Here is a 16188-nt window from a genome sequence, read left to right as displayed (position 1 = left end):
CCAACCGTTGCACTTCGGGTGTGGGTTGTCACATAAAAATCACCCTACCCACCCCTCTCCGTAGTGTGCGTTTTCCGGAACCGTCGCCTGCCGGGCCTTCGTCTGCGGACAGGGCCTGGCTTGCGGGCTGTCGCCTACAGGACCTTCGACAGGAAGGACTTCGTCCGCTCGTGCTGCGGGTCGGTCAGTACGTCCCGGGGGTTCCCGGACTCGACGACCACGCCGCCGTCCATGAAGACGAGGCTGTCGCCGACCTCGCGGGCGAAGCCCATCTCGTGCGTGACGACGACCATCGTCATGCCGGACTCGGCGAGGTCGCGCATCACGTCGAGCACATCGCCCACCAGCTCGGGGTCGAGCGCCGACGTCGGCTCGTCGAACAGCATCAGCTTCGGGTCCATTGCGAGCGCCCGGGCGATCGCCACGCGCTGCTGCTGGCCGCCGGAGAGCTGCGAGGGGTAGTTCTTCGCCTTGTCGGCGAGCCCGACCCGCTCCAGGAGCTGCCCCGCGCGCTCCCGCGCCGCCGCCTTGGACTGGCCCTTGACCTGGACCGGCGCCTCCATGACGTTCTCAAGCGCGGTCATGTGCGGGAAGAGGTTGAAGCGCTGGAAGACCATGCCGATGTCCCGGCGCTTCATCGCGACTTCGCTGTCCTTGAGCTCGTACAGCTTGTCGCCCTTCTGCCGGTAGCCGACCAGCTCCCCGTCGACGTACAGCCGCCCGGCGTTGATCTTCTCCAGGTGGTTGATGCAGCGCAGGAACGTCGACTTGCCGGAGCCGGACGGGCCGATGAGGCAGAAGACCTCGCCGGACTTCACTTCCAGGTCGATGCCCTTGAGGACCTCGACGTGGCCGAAGGACTTGTGGACGGCCTCGGCCTTCACCATGGCGGTCATCGGATCTCTCCCCTCGGGCCGCTCAGCGAGAGCAGGCTCGCCCTGACCTTCTGCAGTGGCGTGGGCGGCAGGGCGCGCGAGGAGCCGCGCGCGTAGTAGCGCTCCAGGTAGAACTGGCCGACGCTGAGGATCGACGTCATGATCAGGTACCAGGTGGCGGCGAGGAGGAGCGTCTCGACGGTGGCGCCCGACGAGGTGCCGATGTCCTGCGCGTACTTCAGGAGCTCGTAGTACTGGACGGCCGCGACCAGCGACGTCGTCTTCAGCATGTTGATGACTTCGTTGCCCGTCGGCGGCACGATCACGCGCATCGCCTGCGGGATGATGATGCGGCGCAGCGTCTTGTTGTGGCTCATGCCGAGCGCCTGCGAGGCCTCCGTCTGGCCCTCGTCGACCGAGAGCAGACCGGCGCGGCAGATCTCCGCCATGTACGCCGCCTCGTTCAGGCCGAGGCCGAGCAGCGCCGTCAGGAACGGCGTCATGAAGTCCGACCACTCGTCCTGGTAGATCGGGCCGAGGTTGATGTACTCGAAGACGAAGCCGAGGTTGAACCAGACGAAGAGCTGGACCAGGACCGGCGTACCGCGGAAGAACCAGATGTAGAACCAGGCGATCGACTGGGTCACCGGGTTCTTCGACAGGCGCATCACCGAGAGGAGCACGCCGCCCACCACGCCGATGAGCATCGAGAGGACCGTGAGGATCAGGGTCTCGCGGACGCCCTTGAGGATGCGCTCGTCGAAGAAGTTGTCGGGGATCGCGCCCCAGTTGATGTCGCCGTTGGCGAAGGCGAAGACGATCGCGGCGAGTACGGCGATGGCGAGGACGGCGGCGACATAGCGGCCGTAGTGCCGGACCGGGATGGCTCTGATGGTTTCGGGAGCGGCGCGTGGCGGCTCGTCCTGCGGGCCTGGCGAGCCCGACTTGGTGATGTCCGTTGTCACGGGTGTTGCCTTTCAGCGACGAGGTGTGCGACAGGGTGTGGTCGTGTGCCGGTCACGTGCCGCCGTTGATCTTGGCCTTCTTGACCGCGCCGTCCTCGACGCCCCACTTCTTGATGATCTTCTCGTACTGGCCGTTCGCGATGATCGCGTCGAGGGCGGCCTTGATGGCGTCGCGCAGCTTGGGGTTGTTCTTGGAGACCGCGATGCCGTACGGGGCCGCCTCGACCTGCTCGCCGACCAGCTCGAAGTCCTTGCCGCCGCCGGAGGTCTTCACGGCGTACGCGGCGACCGGGAAGTCCGACGAGCCCGCGTCCGCGCCGCCGGAGCGCAGCCGGGTCTGGGCCTGCTGGTCGTTGTCGAACGACTCGATGGCGATCTTCTTGCCGCCCTTGCACTTCTTGGCCTCTGCCTTGGCCATGTCGTGCGAGACGGTGCCGCGCTGCACCACGACCTTCTTGCCGCACAGGTCGGACCAGCTCTTGATGCCCTGGGTCTCGCCCTTCTTGGTGTAGATCGAGACGCCCGCGGTGAAGTAGTCGATGAAGTCGACGCCGGTGCCGACCTTCTTGCCGGTCTCCTCGTCGATGCCTTCCTGGCGGTTCTTGGTGTCGGTCATGGCCGACATCGCGAGGTGGTACCGCTTGGAGCGCAGACCGCCGAGCAGCGTGTCGAAGGTGCCGTTGTCGAACTGGAACTCCACGCCGAGCTGCTTGCCCATGGCGTCGGCGATGTCCGGGTCGATGCCGACCGTCTTGCCGTCCTTGTCCTTGAACTCGACCGGCGGGTAGGCGATGTCGGAGCCGACCTTGATGACGCCCTTGTTGCGGATGTCCGAGGGCAGCAGGTCGGAGAGCGGCGCGCTGACGACCTTCTGTCCGTCGCCCTTCTTGTTGTCCCGCTGGTCGCCGCAGCCGGCGAGCAGCAGCGAGCCGGCGACCGCGATCGCGCCGACAGCGACGATCCGGGACTTCGCGGACTTCGCGGCGGTCGTGCGACAAAGGGTGTCTGCGGTCATAGGGGTCCTCCGGCGGATGGGGGAGTAGCCATGCGGTCGTGCACACACCTTCGGGTGTCGCGACCTCGTGTGATGGTGCATCTTGCCATTCGGACCGTCCGATTCTGGGGGCTGGAGATGTCAAAATCGGATAACGGGCGCTTCGCGAACCCCAACGGGCCGGGATGTCGCGGACATTGGCGGAGTGGTGCGAAGTGCACCAACTGGCTGGTAACCACCCAATCTCGCTATGTGGGCCACCCAAACGGACGTTTCCCGCCAAATGGGGCGCCTGTTGCTCGGCTCTTGCTCGGCTCCTCCTCGAAACCCGCCGTTCATATCGGGCTGAGACAGATAGGGCTCGTCGGCGGCAGGAAGCATCCGGTAGAAAAGACGGTTACACCCCTCATCCGGGGCTCAGGGCGCGTGTGCGGCGTGCCCGCGCGTTCGTACGTACCTCCCGTACCGCTTCGCCGACAGGGCGGAGAGCCGGGGGCCGGGCAGGCCCGTGGCTCCGGGGACCGATCGGTCCCGGCGGCAGCACGGACGCGGTGCCCGCCCCACTTCTGCACCAGGAAGTGGACCACCCTCAACCATGAAGACTTAAGGGGTCAGACACAGTGGCAGCGGAGATCGTCAATCCTCGCAGCGGTACGAATACGGGCAACGAAGGCTCCGACGAGCCCTTCGATCCGGCCTTCGCACTGCACCGCGGCGGCAAGATGGCCGTCCAGGCGACCGTCCCCGTCCGGGACAAGGACGACCTGTCCCTCGCGTACACGCCCGGCGTCGCCAAGGTGTGCAGCGCCATCGCGGAACAGCCCGAGCTCGTCCACGACTACACGTGGAAGTCGAACGTCGTCGCCGTCGTCACCGACGGCACCGCCGTCCTCGGCCTCGGAGACATCGGAGCGGAGGCCTCCCTTCCTGTCATGGAGGGCAAGGCCATCCTCTTCAAGCAGTTCGGTGGCGTCGACGCGGTGCCCATCGCGCTCGGCACCACGGACACGGACGAGATCATCGAGACCGTGGTGCGCCTCGCCCCGTCGTTCGGCGGCGTGAACCTGGAGGACATCTCCGCGCCGCGCTGCTTCGAGATCGAGCGGCGGCTCCAGGAGCAGCTCGACATCCCCGTCTTCCACGACGACCAGCACGGCACGGCGGTCGTCACGCTCGCCGCGCTGCGCAACGCGGCCCGGCTCACCGGCCGCACCCTCGGCGACCTGCGCGCCGTGATCTCCGGTGCGGGCGCGGCGGGCGTCGCCATCGCCAAGTTCCTGCTCGAGGCCGGGCTCGGTGACGTGGCGGTCGCCGACCGCAAGGGCATCGTCAGCCGTGACCGGGACGACCTGACGCCGGTCAAGCGGGAGCTCGCCGAGCTCACCAACAAGGCGGGGCTCAGCGGCTCCCTGGAGAGTGCGCTGTCCGGCGCCGACGTGTTCATCGGCGTCTCCGGCGGCACGGTCCCCGAGCCCGCCGTCGCCTCGATGGCCCCGAACTCCTTCGTGTTCGCCATGGCCAACCCGAACCCCGAGGTGCACCCCGACATCGCCCACAAGTACGCGTCCGTGGTCGCGACGGGCCGCTCGGACTACCCCAACCAGATCAACAACGTCCTCGCCTTCCCCGGCATCTTCGCGGGCGCCCTCCAGGTGCGGGCCTCCCGGATCACGGAGGGCATGAAGATCGCCGCGGCCGACGCGCTCGCGGATGTCGTGGGTGACGAGCTGTCCGCGGAGTACGTGATTCCGTCGCCGTTCGACGAGCGGGTGGCCCCCGCCGTGACCGCGGCGGTGGCTGCGGCGGCTCGGGCGGAGGGGGTTGCTCGGCGCTGACGCCGTGCGGTGGGCCGGGCGGGGATCTCCCACCCGCCCGCCCGCCCGTTTCCAGTCACACGGCGGGTGAGCCCTTCAGGTGGGGGTCGCCCGCCGTTGGCGTCTGGGAGGTGGGCGGGATGCTCCCGCCGCGAAGCGGCGGGCACGTAGGCATATCGGCCCCCGGCCGGAGAGGCAGGAGAGGGGCGAGGATCACATTCACGGCTTGGGGCCCAGGGGCCAGAATGGCGGGCATGTTCGCTGCCTACGCTGCTCGAATCGATCGTGACCAGCCGCTGCAAGGCCTTGAGCTGGGGGAGCGGCCCGCCCCCGAGTCACGCCCCGGCTGGTCGACCGTGAACGTCAAGGCCGCATCGCTCAATCATCACGACCTGTGGTCCCTGCGGGGCGTCGGCCTCGACGAGGACAAGCTCCCGATGATCCTCGGCTGTGACGCGGCCGGCGTCGACGAGGACGGCAACGAGGTCGTCCTCCACTCCGTCATCGGCCAGTCCGGCCACGGCGTCGGCCCGCGGGAACGCCGCACCATCCTCACCGAGAAGTACCAGGGCACCTTCGCCGAGCAGGTGTCCGTGCCCACCTGGAACGTCCTGCCCAAGCCGAAGGAGCTGTCCTTCGCCGAGGCCGCCTGCCTGCCCACCGCCTGGCTCACGGCGTACCGCATGCTGTTCACCAACGCCGGTGTGCGACCCGGCGACTCCGTCCTCGTCCAGGGCGCGGGCGGCGGTGTCGCGACGGCCGCCATCGTGCTCGGCAAGGCGGCGGGCCTCAAGGTCTTCGCCACCAGCCGTGACGAGGCCAAGCGCAAGCGGGCCCTCGAACTGGGCGCGGCGGAGGCGGTGCCGTCCGGGGCACGGCTGCCGGAGCGGGTCGACGCGGTCATCGAGACGGTCGGCGCCGCCACCTGGTCGCACTCCATCAAGTCGCTCCGGCCCGGTGGCACGCTGGTGATCTCGGGCGCCACGAGCGGCGACCGGCCCTCACACGCCGAGCTGACCCGCGTCTTCTTCCTGGAGCTGAAGATCGTGGGCTCCACGATGGGCTCGAAGGACGAGCTTCAGGACCTGCTGGCGTTCTGCGCGCACACCGGGGTGCGGCCGGTCATCGACGAGGTGCTGCCGCTCGACCGCGCCCGCGAGGGCTTCGAACGCCTGGAGGAGGGCGGTCAGTTCGGCAAGATCGTGCTCACCGTGTGAGGCCTTCGTGCCACGGTCAGGCCAGGTCAGGCCAGGTCAGGCTAGGTCAGGCCAGGTCAGGCCGAGCCAGGTCAGGCCGAGCGGTTCACCCGGAACGCCCGCGTCCGCCCGGCCACCTCGCGGTGCGAGCGGGGCGGTCGGGCGGGGAGCGCCACGTCGGAGGCGTCAGGTGCGGGGCAGGTGCAGGCTGGCGCTGATGTGGGCCGCGGCCTGCGAAAGGTGGCGGCGGATCTCACGGAGCTGGTCCTCGGACACCCCGTGGTCACGGGCCGCGTCGCGGATGTCGTCGCGAAAGCGGTCCAGGAGCCGCTCCAGGTTGCGGACGGGTTCCCCGGCCGTGTCCTCCTCGGCCCAGTCCGGAACGTACTCCACGGGCACCTCGTCACGCTTCTCCGTGAACACGGGCCCTGACGTCGACGTCGGCTTGCTCGCGTCGCGTACGCCGCCTCGTACGTCGTCCCGTGCCTCGCCCCGCGCATCGTCACGCAGGTCGTCCCGCGCGTCGTCGCGTACGTCCTCGCGCCGGGCGTCGCCTTCCTGGGTGTCGTCGTCCGTCGTGCCGCATCCGAAGTCCTTGCCGAAGTCCTTTCCGAGGTCGACGCCGAAGTCCTTGCCGAAGTCCCTTCCGAACTCGCCGAACTCCTTCGCCAGTTCGGTAAGGCCCTCACGGACCCCCGTCGGCCAGTCGCCCCGCGCGAAGTGGTCCTGCACCTGCTCCTGCACCCGCTTGGCCATGCGCTGCAGCTCCTCCTGAGCATGCTCGCGTGCCCGCTCCTGCGCGTCCCGCGCCTCGCGCCGGGCTCGCTGCGCCTCCTCGCGGGCCCGGCGGCTCTCGTCCTTCGCCCGCCGCGCCTGCTCCTTCCACTCCTGCCGGGCGCGCCGGAACTCCTCCTTGGCCTGGCGCCATCCGTCGCTGTCGGCCCATGTGCTGTCGAAGAAGTCGCTCGGGCGCGGGAAGCTGCCGGTGCCCGAGCCCGACTTGCCGGCGGCGCGCGCCTGCTGGGCGGCCGCCCGCATCTCACGCCGCAGCTCACCCGCCGCGCCCTGCACGCCGTCCCGGATTTCGGCGGCGAGCTCGGCGACCGACTCGCGGATCTCCAGCTCCAGGTCGGCCAGCTCACCGCTGCGGTCGGCCAGCTCGGCCCGTCCGGCGTCCGTGATGGCATAGACCTTGCGGCCGCCCTCGGTGGTGTGCGTAACCAGGCCCTCCGCCTCCAGCTTGGCCAGACGGGGGTAGACGGTGCCTGCCGACGGTGCGTACAGACCCTGGAAGCGCTCTTCGAGGAGGCGGATGACCTCATAGCCGTGGCGCGGGGCCTCGTCCAGGAGCTTGAGCAGATACAGGCGCAGACGGCCGTGGGCGAACACGGGAGGCATCTCAGAGCACCTTCTTGTCGGTCGGGGCGTCGGCGGCGGGGTCCGCCTTCGCGGCGTCGGTCGCGGCGTCGGTCGGGGTGTCGGCCGGAGGAACCGGGGGCGAGGAGTCCGCCGCAGTCGCGTCCCGCGGGGTCTTCTCGGTCCTGTGCAGATCCTCCTCCACCTGCGGCCTGCGCAGCAGCGCGATGGATCCGGAGATCGTCTTCGCCCTGAGCTGCCCGCGGCCGGAACCGAGCCTGCCGGTGATCTTCTTCGCCCCCCACTGGCCGGTGACTCTGAGGTCCTCGAAGTCGCTGGCGACCGAACCGCTCGTCGTGTTCGCCTCCACGTCCGCGTGCGCCGGGTGGGGCAGCCGGATCGCGATCTCGCCCGAGATGCTGGTGAGCCCGACGTCGGTCGGGTCACCCACCGGGTCCAGGTCCACGATCATCGAGCCGCTCACCGATTCGGCCCGTACGGAGGATCCCGTGCCCTCGAAGACGGTCAGCTCGCCGGAGACCGACGTGAACCGCAGATCGCCGGTGACCCCCTGGGCCTCCACGTTGCCCGAGACCGTCTCCGCGCTCACCGAACCGGTCAGACCGACGAGCGTCGTGTCGCCCGAGACGCTCCGGATCTCCGCGCGGTCCTCGATCCCCGAGACCACGGCTCCGGCGCCGACCACTCCCACCTCGACGCGGGTCCCGGACGGCACGGCGAGGGATACCACCGCGGTCCGGCGGATGCCCTTCGGGGCGAGCCACCCCATGAGGCCCTTCCAGGTCAGGTCGTCGTACGCGACGGACAGGCTGCCGCCGGACTGCGTCACGGTGAGCGGAGGGCCCGACAGCTCGGAGACCTCCAGCCTCGCCTCGTCCTCGTCTGTGCCCACGACATTCACCGCGCCGTTCACCACGCGGACGCGCAGTGTCCGCACGGGCTCGTCGAACGTCAGCTTCTTCGGCTCGGCGACGGACCACTCTGGCATGGTGGCTGACCTCCTTGAGCGGATCGGGCGCGACGCGCCATATCGCGTCTGTGCTATACACGATATATCGCGGATGCGGAAAGTCAAGACCTATCTCTTTCTCCCCCGTCGGTCCGTGATCGACCATGCGCCGCCCGTGTCCGCCCATGCGCTAAGCGTCCTGGTTTGTCCTAGCGTGGGGTCATGTCCTCCGAGTCGACTCCCGCCTCAGGCGCCGCTGAACCCTCCGGCGCCCCTCAGGCCGCCCGCTCCGACCAGGCCGTCGGCGCGCTGCTGCTCTGCCGGGCCCGGCCGGACTCCGTCGAGACCGTCGCCCAGCTGCTGCGCGAGCCGATGCTGCTCGCGTCGGCCGGTGCCGAGTGGAGCGTGCTCGTGCCCGAGGGCAAGCCCTGGCTGCAGGTCGGCGAGCCGGTCGACCGGGTGCTCGCCGGATGGGCCACCGCGCTCGCCGTCGGCTCGCCCTGGCCGGTCCTCGCGCTGTGGTGGGACGCCGACCGCTCCGGATTCACGCTCGCGGCGGGCTTCCGGCGGACGGTCGGCTACGTCTGGCTGGCGAACGGCACGCCCGTCGGCGAGGACGAGGCGATGCGGACGTTCGCGGCGCGGCTCGGCCTCGACCCCGTACTCGACATGCAGGCCCTGGACGTGCTGGCCCGCCCCGACACCGACGCCGACGCACGGGCCCGGCTGCGCGGACTCATCGCCGTCCTCACACGCGCGGGAGTCGACCTGCCGCCCGGCCTCCGCCCCGGAGAACCGGCCGACAGGCTGCGGGAGGTGGCCCGCGTCCTGAGCGGCGTACGGCAGGTCGAGTGGTCGGGCTGGCGCGACGCGGTGCGGGCGGAGCTCGACGCCGTGGAGAGCGGGCCGCTCGGCCCCTGGCTGCGCGGACCGCGGGCGCGGGCCCTCGCGGGTGTGCAACTGGCCGCTGGGGTGCCGCTCCTGGCCTGGTCCCTGCAGCGCCGCGGCGGCGGTGGCTGGGCGGTGGCGGGCCTCGTCCTCGTGGTGCACGGGGCGCTGGGCCTCGCGTACGACCGCGCGCGGGAGCGTGGCTGACCCCGGCGCCCGGCGCCCCATGCATCCGGTGCTTCCTGCATCCGGCGCTTCCTGCGCTCGGTACCCCGGCACCCGGCTCGCCCGGGCAGGCCTGACGCGACGTGCGTGGCTGCTGTCGACGGGCGCCGCCCCGCCGGGTCAGCGTGTGCGCACCGCGTCGAGGACCAGGTGCAGGAGCCGCTCCGGTTGCTCCGGATCCTCGGGTGAGGGCGCACTCATGCGTGCCGTCGACAGGGCGATGCCCACGACCAGGTGGAGCAGGTCGGAAGGGCTCAGGTCGGGGCGGGCCGTGCCTCCCTCCTGGGCGCGGGTCAGGAGGCCCGCCGCGGCGTCATGGATGCGCTGGTGGCAGTCGGCGCCCAGCGCGCCCGAGGCCTCCAGCTGTTCCAGCATCAACGCGCCCCCCAGGCCCTGGTTCACGCACGCGTGCGTGAGGAACGCGCGCAGCCACTCCTCCAGGGCGTCGTACGCCGAGTCCGCCGTCAGCAGGTCGTCCGCGTGGGCGCAGAGCGTGTCGATGCGGTCCTTGAGCACCGCCGCGAGGAGCTCCGGGCGCCCGGAGAAGTTCCGGTAGAGGGTGCCGGGCCCCACGCCCGCGCGGCGGGCGATGTCGTTGAGGGACGCCTCGGGGCCCGCCTCGGCGAAGGCCTCCCGGGCGGCCGCGACGATGCGTTCGCGATTGCGGAGGGCATCGGCCCGCGGGGTCCGGGCGGTGGCGGTCGTGGCGGCGGGGGTCCGCTCGCGTGGCTCGGTCATCTCTGCGTTCCGGAGGGGGAGTCGGGTGGCTACGGAGAGGGGTGTCGGGATGGCTGTGGCGAGGGGGTGGATGTGCGGAGAACTTCTCCGTATCGTACCGTCCCGATAACCGGAGAACTTCTCCGGTAGCTGCGGCGGGGTATCCGCCGCGCTGAGTCGAGCAGGGAGGGGCGTCTCACATGAGGAACAGCGAAGCGCTCGGACGGGTCGGTGTGTGGACCTTCGCCTTTGAAGGACAGCCCACCGGGCGGGTGCGGGAAGCGGCGGCGGAGATCGAGGAGCTCGGGTACGGGGCGCTCTGGTACGGGGAGGCCTTCGGGCGGGATTCGGTGGGGCAGGCGTGGCTGCTGCTCTCCGCGACACGGCGCATCCCCGTGGCGTCCGGCATCGCCAACATCGCCTACCGGGAGCCGCTCGCCATGGCCAACGCCGAGCGCACCCTGGGGGAGGCGTTTCCCGGACGCTACGTCCTGGGGCTCGGTGGGCACCGGGTCGACGACACCGTCCTGAAGGTCGACGGGTTTCCCGTTCCCGCGCGCGGGAAGGCGATTTCGACCCTGCGGCGGTATCTGGACGACATGGACGCGGCGCCCGCGCACTCACCGGTGGGCGATCCCGCGCCGCGGCGCGTCCTGGCCGCACTCGGGCCGAAGATGCTGGCGCTCGCGGGGGAGCGCACATGGGGAGCCCACTCGTACTTCGTGCCCGTGGCACACACCACGAAGGCGAGGGAGATCCTGGGACCCGACGCGTTCCTCGGCGTCGAGCAGCCCGTCGTGCTCGACCCGGACCGGGCCCGTGCCCGTGAGGTCGCCGTCAAGCACGTCGCCGGGTACGTGGCCGCCCCGCATCAGGCGGCGAACCTGCGGCGGCTCGGCTTCACCGACGAGGACCTCTCCCCGGCCGGTCCCAGCCGGCGGCTCGTCGACGCGATCGTCGCCTACGGAGACGCCGATGTCGTGCACGCGCGCGTGCGGGAGCACCTCGCCGCCGGCGCCGACCATGTGTGCGTACAGGTGCTGACGGCTGACGGGGCGCTCCCGCTGCGCGAGTGGCGGGAGCTGGCACCGGCGCTGCTGCGCTGACGTGCGCCGGTGCCACCGGGCTGACGTACGCCGGTACTGCCGGGGCGACGCACACCGGTGCTGCCTGAGGGCTAGGGGCGCGGGCGGCGCCCTCCCGCCCGGAGGGCGTACAACTCCGCCCACTGCTCGGCCGTCAGCTGCTTGGGCAGCTGGGCCGGGCCCAGACGGTGCTCGCGCAGCCACGCCCGCACGTCACGTCGGGGGAGCTCCGGGCACGCCCCGCCGACGATCTGGGGCAGGTCCCGGCCCTTGCCCGTGAAGACCCGGTGGACGAGGTCCTGATAGCCCTTCCGGGCCGCGGGATCTACCAAGGGGCGCTCGCGGCGCGTGATCGTCAGCAGGCCCCCGTCGACGCTGGGCCGGGGCCGGAACGCCGCTGCCGGGACGCGGCCGGCGAGCCCGAACTCGTACCAGGGCCACCACTGCGCCGTCATCATCGTCGCCCCGCCGACGCCCGCGCGGCGCCGTGCGACCTCCCACTGGACGAGCAGGACGGCGTCCGTCCACGCCGGGGAGCGCAGGATGCGGCGGAGCATCGGCGTCGTCTCGTGGAAGGGGAGGTTGCCTACCAGGACGTGCGGTGCCGTCGGCGCCCGGTAGCGCAGGAAGTCGGCGGTGACGATCGTCGTCGAGCGGTTCGCGCGCCGGGCCAGGCGCTCGGCGCGGCGGCCGTCGATCTCGATGCCGGTCAGGCGCCTGCCGAGCCCCTGGAGAGGCAGGGTCAGCGCGCCGTCCCCCGTGCCGATCTCGACGATCGGCCCCTGGGTACGGGCCACGAGGTCGACGAAAGCGCCGATCGTGGCGCGGTCGACGAGGAAGTTCTGCCCCAGCTCATGACGGCCGGGACGGTACGTAGGGGTGGTGGGGCGCTGCGTGGGTGGGGTGGGACGGTGCGTGCGCACAGGATCTCCGCGGCTTCGAGGTGAGCCGGGCAGCGCGAAGGGCCGCCCGACGCTGACGCGTTGAAGCGGCGGAAAGTCCCGCTCTTCGGAGAAGCGAAGTCGAGGTCCGGCCGCCGCTAGGAGCGGCGGGTCCTCGTCGCGGCGCTCGAGGCGCAGCAGCATGCGATTCCACACATGGCGCGCAGCCTACGTCGACGACGCGGGCCGGCGGCAAGCGAATTTCCGTACGGCACCGGCCTCCGGGCTCCCTGCGGCACCGGCCCACGCAGGGCCGTCAAGGGCCATCTGAGGCCGCCAAGGGCCGGTCAGGGCCACCCGGGCCGGTCAAGGGCCGCCCAGGGCTCTCCAGGGCCGTGGCGCGGCTACTCGTCCTCGTCCTCGTCGTCGAGGCGCGCCAGCCACGTCGCCAGGCGCTCCACCGGGACCTCGAAGTCCGGGTTGAGGTCGACGAACGTACGGAGCTGCTCGGCCAGCCACTCGAAGGTGATCTCCTCCTCGCCGCGCCGCTTCTCCAGCTCCTCGATGCCACGGTCGGTGAAGTACAACTCTCGCTCCTGCTACGACGGCGTACGGTCCCACTCGGTCCCGCCGGGACGGATTCCTGCCTCATCGTAGGCCGCTACGCCGGTGGGCCCGGCCCCGCGTCCACCAGGGACGCGGGACCGGGCCCACACTGCGTACGACCGTCGGGGCCTAGGCCTCGAAGACCTCGCGGATCAGCTGCTCCTGCTCCGCCTGGTGCCGCTTGGCCGAGCCGACCGCCGGGGCCGAGCCGTGCGGCCGCGAGATGCGGCGCAGCCGCTCCCCGTGCGGGATGTCGGCGCCGACCGCCAGGTCCAGGTGGTCGATGAGGTTCAGGGCGATGAACGGCCACGCGCCCTGGTTCGCCGGCTCCTCCTGGGCCCACAGGTACTTCTCGGCGTTCGGGTACTTGGCGATCTCCGCCTGGAGCTCCGCACCCGCCAGCGGGTACAGACGCTCGATGCGGATGATCGCCGTGTCCTTCACGCCGCGCTTCTGCCGATCGGCCTCGAGCTCGTAGTAGAACTTGCCGGCGCAGAAGACGACCTTGCGGACCGCGTTCGCGTCCACGGAGTCGTCGCCGATGACGGGGCGGAAGCCGCCCGTCGTGAACTCCTCCGTCTTCGAGGCCGCCGCCTTGAGCCGCAGCATCGACTTCGGCGTGAAGACCACCAGCGGCTTGTGGTGCGGGTTGTGCACCTGCCACCGCAGGAGGTGGAAGTAGTTCGACGGGAGCGTCGGGCTCGCGACCGTCATGTTGTTCTGCGCGCACAGCTGCAGGAAGCGCTCCACGCGGGCCGAGGAGTGGTCCGGGCCCTGGCCCTCGTAGCCGTGCGGCAGCAGCAGCGTGACGCCGGACGTCTGGCCCCACTTCTGCTCGGCGGAGGAGATGAACTCGTCCACCACCGTCTGCGCGCCGTTGACGAAGTCGCCGAACTGCGCCTCCCACATGACGAGGGACTCGGGACGGGCCAGCGAGTAGCCGTACTCGAAGCCCATCGCCGCGTACTCGGAGAGCAGCGAGTCGTAGGCGTTGAAGCGCGCCTGGTCCTCGGACAGGTACAGGAGCGGCGTGTAGTCGGCGCCCGTGTTGCGGTCGATCAGGACCGCGTGGCGCTGGCCGAACGTGCCGCGGCGCGAGTCCTGCCCCGCGAGGCGCACCGGGGTGCCCTCCAGGAGCAGCGAGCCGATGGCGAGCGTCTCGCCCATGCCCCAGTCGATCGTGCCGTCCTCGACCATGGCCGCGCGGCGCTGCAGCTGCGGCAGCAGACGCGGGTGGACGGTGACGTGCTCGGGGATGTTGACCTGGGACTCGGCGATCCGCTTGACGACCTCCTGGGAGATCGCCGTGTTCAGCGCCACCGGGAACTCGGCCTTGGCCTCCGGGACCTCCGCGGGGACGGGCTGCGAGGTGGCCTCACGGACCTCCGTGAAGACCTTCTCCAGCTGCCCCTGGTAGTCCTGGAGGGCCTGCTCGGCCTCTTCCAGGGTGATGTCGCCGCGACCGATCAGGGACTCGGTGTACAGCTTGCGCACCGAGCGCTTCTTGTCGATCAGGTCGTACATCAGCGGCTGCGTGAACGCCGGGTTGTCGGACTCGTTGTGTCCGCGGCGGCGGTAGCAGATCAGGTCGATGACGACGTCCTTGTTGAACGCCTGGCGGAACTCGAAGGCGAGCCGCGCGACGCGCACGACGGCCTCCGGGTCGTCGCCGTTCACGTGGAAGATCGGCGCCTCGATCATCCGGGCCACGTCGGTGGAGTACATCGACGAACGCGACGACTCCGGAGCGGCGGTGAAGCCGACCTGGTTGTTGATGACGATGTGGACCGTGCCGCCCGTGCGGTAGCCGCGCAGCTGCGACATGTTGAGCGTCTCGGCGACCACGCCCTGGCCCGCGAAGGCCGCGTCTCCGTGGAGGGCGACCGGCAGGACGGTGAAGTCCGTGCCGCCCTTGTTGATGATGTCCTGCTTGGCGCGGGAGACGCCCTCCAGGACCGGATCGACCGCCTCCAGGTGCGAGGGGTTGGCGACCAGGGAGACCTTGATCTGCTCGCCGTCCAGGCCCGTGAAGGTGCCCTCGGCGCCCAGGTGGTACTTCACGTCGCCGGAGCCGTGCATCGACTTCGGGTCGAGGTTGCCCTCGAACTCGCGGAAGATCTGCGCGTACGACTTGCCGACGATGTTGGCGAGCACGTTCAGGCGGCCGCGGTGGGCCATGCCGATGACGACCTCGTCCAGGCGGGACTCGGCCGCGGAGTCGATGACCGCGTCCAGGAGCGGGATGACGGACTCGCCGCCCTCCAGGGAGAAGCGCTTCTGGCCGACGTACTTCGTCTGCAGGAAGGTCTCGAACGCCTCGGCGGCGTTCAGGCGGCGCAGGATGCGCAGCTGCTCCTCGCGCTCCGGCTTGGCGTGCGGGCGCTCGATGCGGTCCTGCAGCCACTTGCGCTGCTTCGGGTCCTGGATGTGCATGAACTCGATGCCGGTGGTGCGGCAGTACGAGTCGCGCAGGACGCCGAGGATGTCGCGCAGCTTCATCATCGACTTGCCGGCGAAGCCGCCGACGGCGAACTCGCGCTCCAGGTCCCAGAGCGTCAGGCCGTGCTCGGTGATGTCCAGGTCCGGGTGCTTGCGCTGCTTGTACTCCAGGGGGTCCGTGTCGGCCATGACGTGGCCGCGGACGCGGTAGGAGTGGATCAGCTCGAAGACGCGGGCGGCCTTCGTGACGTCGTCGTCGTGCGACGTGTCGATGTCCTTGAGCCAGCGGACCGGCTCGTAGGGGATGCGCAGGGCCTCGAAGATCTCGTCGTAGAAGCCCTCCTGGCCGAGGAGGAGGTTCGCCACGATGCGCAGGAACTCGCCGGAGGCGGCGCCCTGGATGACCCGGTGGTCGTACGTCGAGGTCAGCGTCATGACCTTCGAGATGCCGAGCTTGTTCAGGGTGTCCTGGGAGGTGCCCTGGAACTCCGCCGGGTAGTCCATCGAGCCGACGCCCATGATGACCGACTGGCCGGGCATCAGGCGCGGCACGGAGTGGACGGTGCCGAGGCCGCCGGGGTTGGTCAGGGAGACCGTGACGCCCGTGAAGTCGTCCATCGTGAGCTTGTTGTCACGAGCACGGCGGACGATGTCCTCGTAGGCCTGCCAGAACTCGAAGAAGTTCAGCGTCTCGGCCTTCTTGATGCCCGCTACAACCAGTTGCCGGTCGCCATTGGGCTTCACGAGGTCGATGGCCAGGCCGAAGTTGACGTGCTCCGGCTTGACGAGGGTGGGCTTGCCGTCCTTCTCGGCGAACGAGTAGTTCATCGACGGCATGGCCTTGATGGCCTGCACCATCGCGTACCCGATGAGGTGCGTGAAGGAGATCTTCCCGCCGCGGGCGCGCTTCAGGTGGTTGTTGATGACGATGCGGTTGTCGAAGAGCAGCTTGACCGGGACCGCGCGCACGGACGTGGCCGTGGGCAGCTCCAGGGAGGCGTTCATGTTCTTCGCCACGGCCGCGGAGGGGCCGCGCAGCGTCACGTACTCCGGACCGGCCGGGGCCTCGGTCGCCGGGGCGGCCTTCGCGGGCGCTGCCTTGGCGGCGGCGGGCTTCGCGGGCGCGGCGGCGGGCTTGGCGGGGGCCTTCGCGGCGGGCGCGGCGGCGGCCGCGGGC

The 16188-nt window shown here is 70.5% G+C and carries 13 protein-coding genes; 4 read left to right on the top strand and 9 right to left on the bottom strand.

All coding sequences use genetic code 11. The annotated features are described in order from the left end of the window. Positions 1 to 134: 134 nt before the first annotated feature. Genes ACFWZ5_RS38910 through ACFWZ5_RS38900 form a run of 3 tightly spaced genes read right to left on the bottom strand, consistent with a single transcriptional unit; the run spans position 135 to position 2855 of the window. A complete protein-coding gene (locus tag ACFWZ5_RS38910) occupies positions 135 to 896 on the bottom strand; it encodes an amino acid ABC transporter ATP-binding protein (RefSeq protein WP_384806223.1) in 762 nt (253 codons plus the stop codon). Further along, the gene (locus ACFWZ5_RS38905) at positions 893 to 1840 is read right to left on the bottom strand and encodes an amino acid ABC transporter permease (RefSeq protein ID WP_384806225.1); all 948 of its coding nucleotides are present in this window, start codon (positions 1838 to 1840) and stop codon (positions 893 to 895) included. Before ACFWZ5_RS38905 ends, ACFWZ5_RS38910 begins: the two co-directional genes overlap by 4 nt. A gap of 52 nt (positions 1841 to 1892) precedes the next feature. Further along, the gene (locus tag ACFWZ5_RS38900) at positions 1893 to 2855 is read right to left on the bottom strand and encodes an ABC transporter substrate-binding protein (protein WP_384806227.1); all 963 of its coding nucleotides are present in this window, start codon (positions 2853 to 2855) and stop codon (positions 1893 to 1895) included. 599 nt (positions 2856 to 3454) lie between these two features. On the opposite strand from ACFWZ5_RS38900, the gene ACFWZ5_RS38895 reads away from it, so the two are divergent. Continuing rightward, positions 3455 to 4669 (top strand): NADP-dependent malic enzyme, encoded by a 1215-nt coding sequence (locus ACFWZ5_RS38895; protein WP_384806229.1) that lies wholly within the window; start codon positions 3455 to 3457, stop codon positions 4667 to 4669. A 233-nt stretch (positions 4670 to 4902) separates the two neighbouring features. After that, positions 4903 to 5865, top strand: coding sequence for a zinc-binding dehydrogenase (locus ACFWZ5_RS38890; protein ID WP_384803369.1), 963 nt, complete (start codon positions 4903 to 4905; stop codon positions 5863 to 5865). 165 nt (positions 5866 to 6030) lie between these two features. On the opposite strand, the gene ACFWZ5_RS38885 is transcribed toward ACFWZ5_RS38890, so the two are convergent. Both ACFWZ5_RS38885 and ACFWZ5_RS38880 read right to left on the bottom strand, forming a co-directional pair. Further along, positions 6031 to 7242 (bottom strand): helix-turn-helix transcriptional regulator, encoded by a 1212-nt coding sequence (locus ACFWZ5_RS38885; RefSeq protein ID WP_384803372.1) that lies wholly within the window; start codon positions 7240 to 7242, stop codon positions 6031 to 6033. Position 7243: 1 nt separating this feature from the next. Beyond that, a complete protein-coding gene (locus ACFWZ5_RS38880) occupies positions 7244 to 8209 on the bottom strand; it encodes a DUF4097 domain-containing protein (RefSeq protein ID WP_384803375.1) in 966 nt (321 codons plus the stop codon). A 183-nt stretch (positions 8210 to 8392) separates the two neighbouring features. Here ACFWZ5_RS38880 and ACFWZ5_RS38875 point away from each other — a divergent pair, with 183 nt between their 5' ends. Beyond that, positions 8393 to 9265: a hypothetical protein gene (locus tag ACFWZ5_RS38875; RefSeq protein ID WP_384803378.1), complete on the top strand. Its 873-nt coding sequence runs from the start codon at positions 8393 to 8395 to the stop codon at positions 9263 to 9265. A 138-nt stretch (positions 9266 to 9403) separates the two neighbouring features. Here the strand turns inward: ACFWZ5_RS38875 and ACFWZ5_RS38870 are convergent, their stop codons facing one another. After that, positions 9404 to 10021 carry a TetR/AcrR family transcriptional regulator gene (locus ACFWZ5_RS38870; protein ID WP_384803381.1) on the bottom strand — a complete coding sequence of 206 codons (618 nt, stop codon included), beginning with the start codon at positions 10019 to 10021 and terminating at the stop codon, positions 9404 to 9406. 179 nt (positions 10022 to 10200) lie between these two features. Here ACFWZ5_RS38870 and ACFWZ5_RS38865 point away from each other — a divergent pair, with 179 nt between their 5' ends. Beyond that, the gene (locus tag ACFWZ5_RS38865; protein ID WP_384803384.1) at positions 10201 to 11106 is read left to right on the top strand and encodes a TIGR03620 family F420-dependent LLM class oxidoreductase; all 906 of its coding nucleotides are present in this window, start codon (positions 10201 to 10203) and stop codon (positions 11104 to 11106) included. 71 nt (positions 11107 to 11177) lie between these two features. Here ACFWZ5_RS38865 and erm read toward each other — a convergent pair whose 3' ends face one another. From erm to ACFWZ5_RS38850, 3 genes are all read right to left on the bottom strand, one after another. Then, complete coding sequence (gene erm, locus ACFWZ5_RS38860) at positions 11178 to 12008, bottom strand: 23S ribosomal RNA methyltransferase Erm (protein WP_384803387.1); 831 nt, start codon at positions 12006 to 12008, stop codon at positions 11178 to 11180. 362 nt (positions 12009 to 12370) lie between these two features. After that, complete coding sequence (locus tag ACFWZ5_RS38855) at positions 12371 to 12553, bottom strand: DUF6104 family protein (RefSeq protein ID WP_014176503.1); 183 nt, start codon at positions 12551 to 12553, stop codon at positions 12371 to 12373. Between the two features lie 148 nt (positions 12554 to 12701). Beyond that, the coding region (locus tag ACFWZ5_RS38850; RefSeq protein ID WP_384892045.1) for a multifunctional oxoglutarate decarboxylase/oxoglutarate dehydrogenase thiamine pyrophosphate-binding subunit/dihydrolipoyllysine-residue succinyltransferase subunit at positions 12702 to 16188 on the bottom strand (3487 nt) is incomplete at its 5' end.

The organism is Streptomyces sp. NPDC059003, assembly GCF_042740445.1.
Taxonomy (GTDB): domain Bacteria; phylum Actinomycetota; class Actinomycetes; order Streptomycetales; family Streptomycetaceae; genus Streptomyces.
The sequence above is the reverse complement of the archived record's forward strand: the minus strand, read 5'-3'. Positions and strand labels throughout refer to the sequence as shown.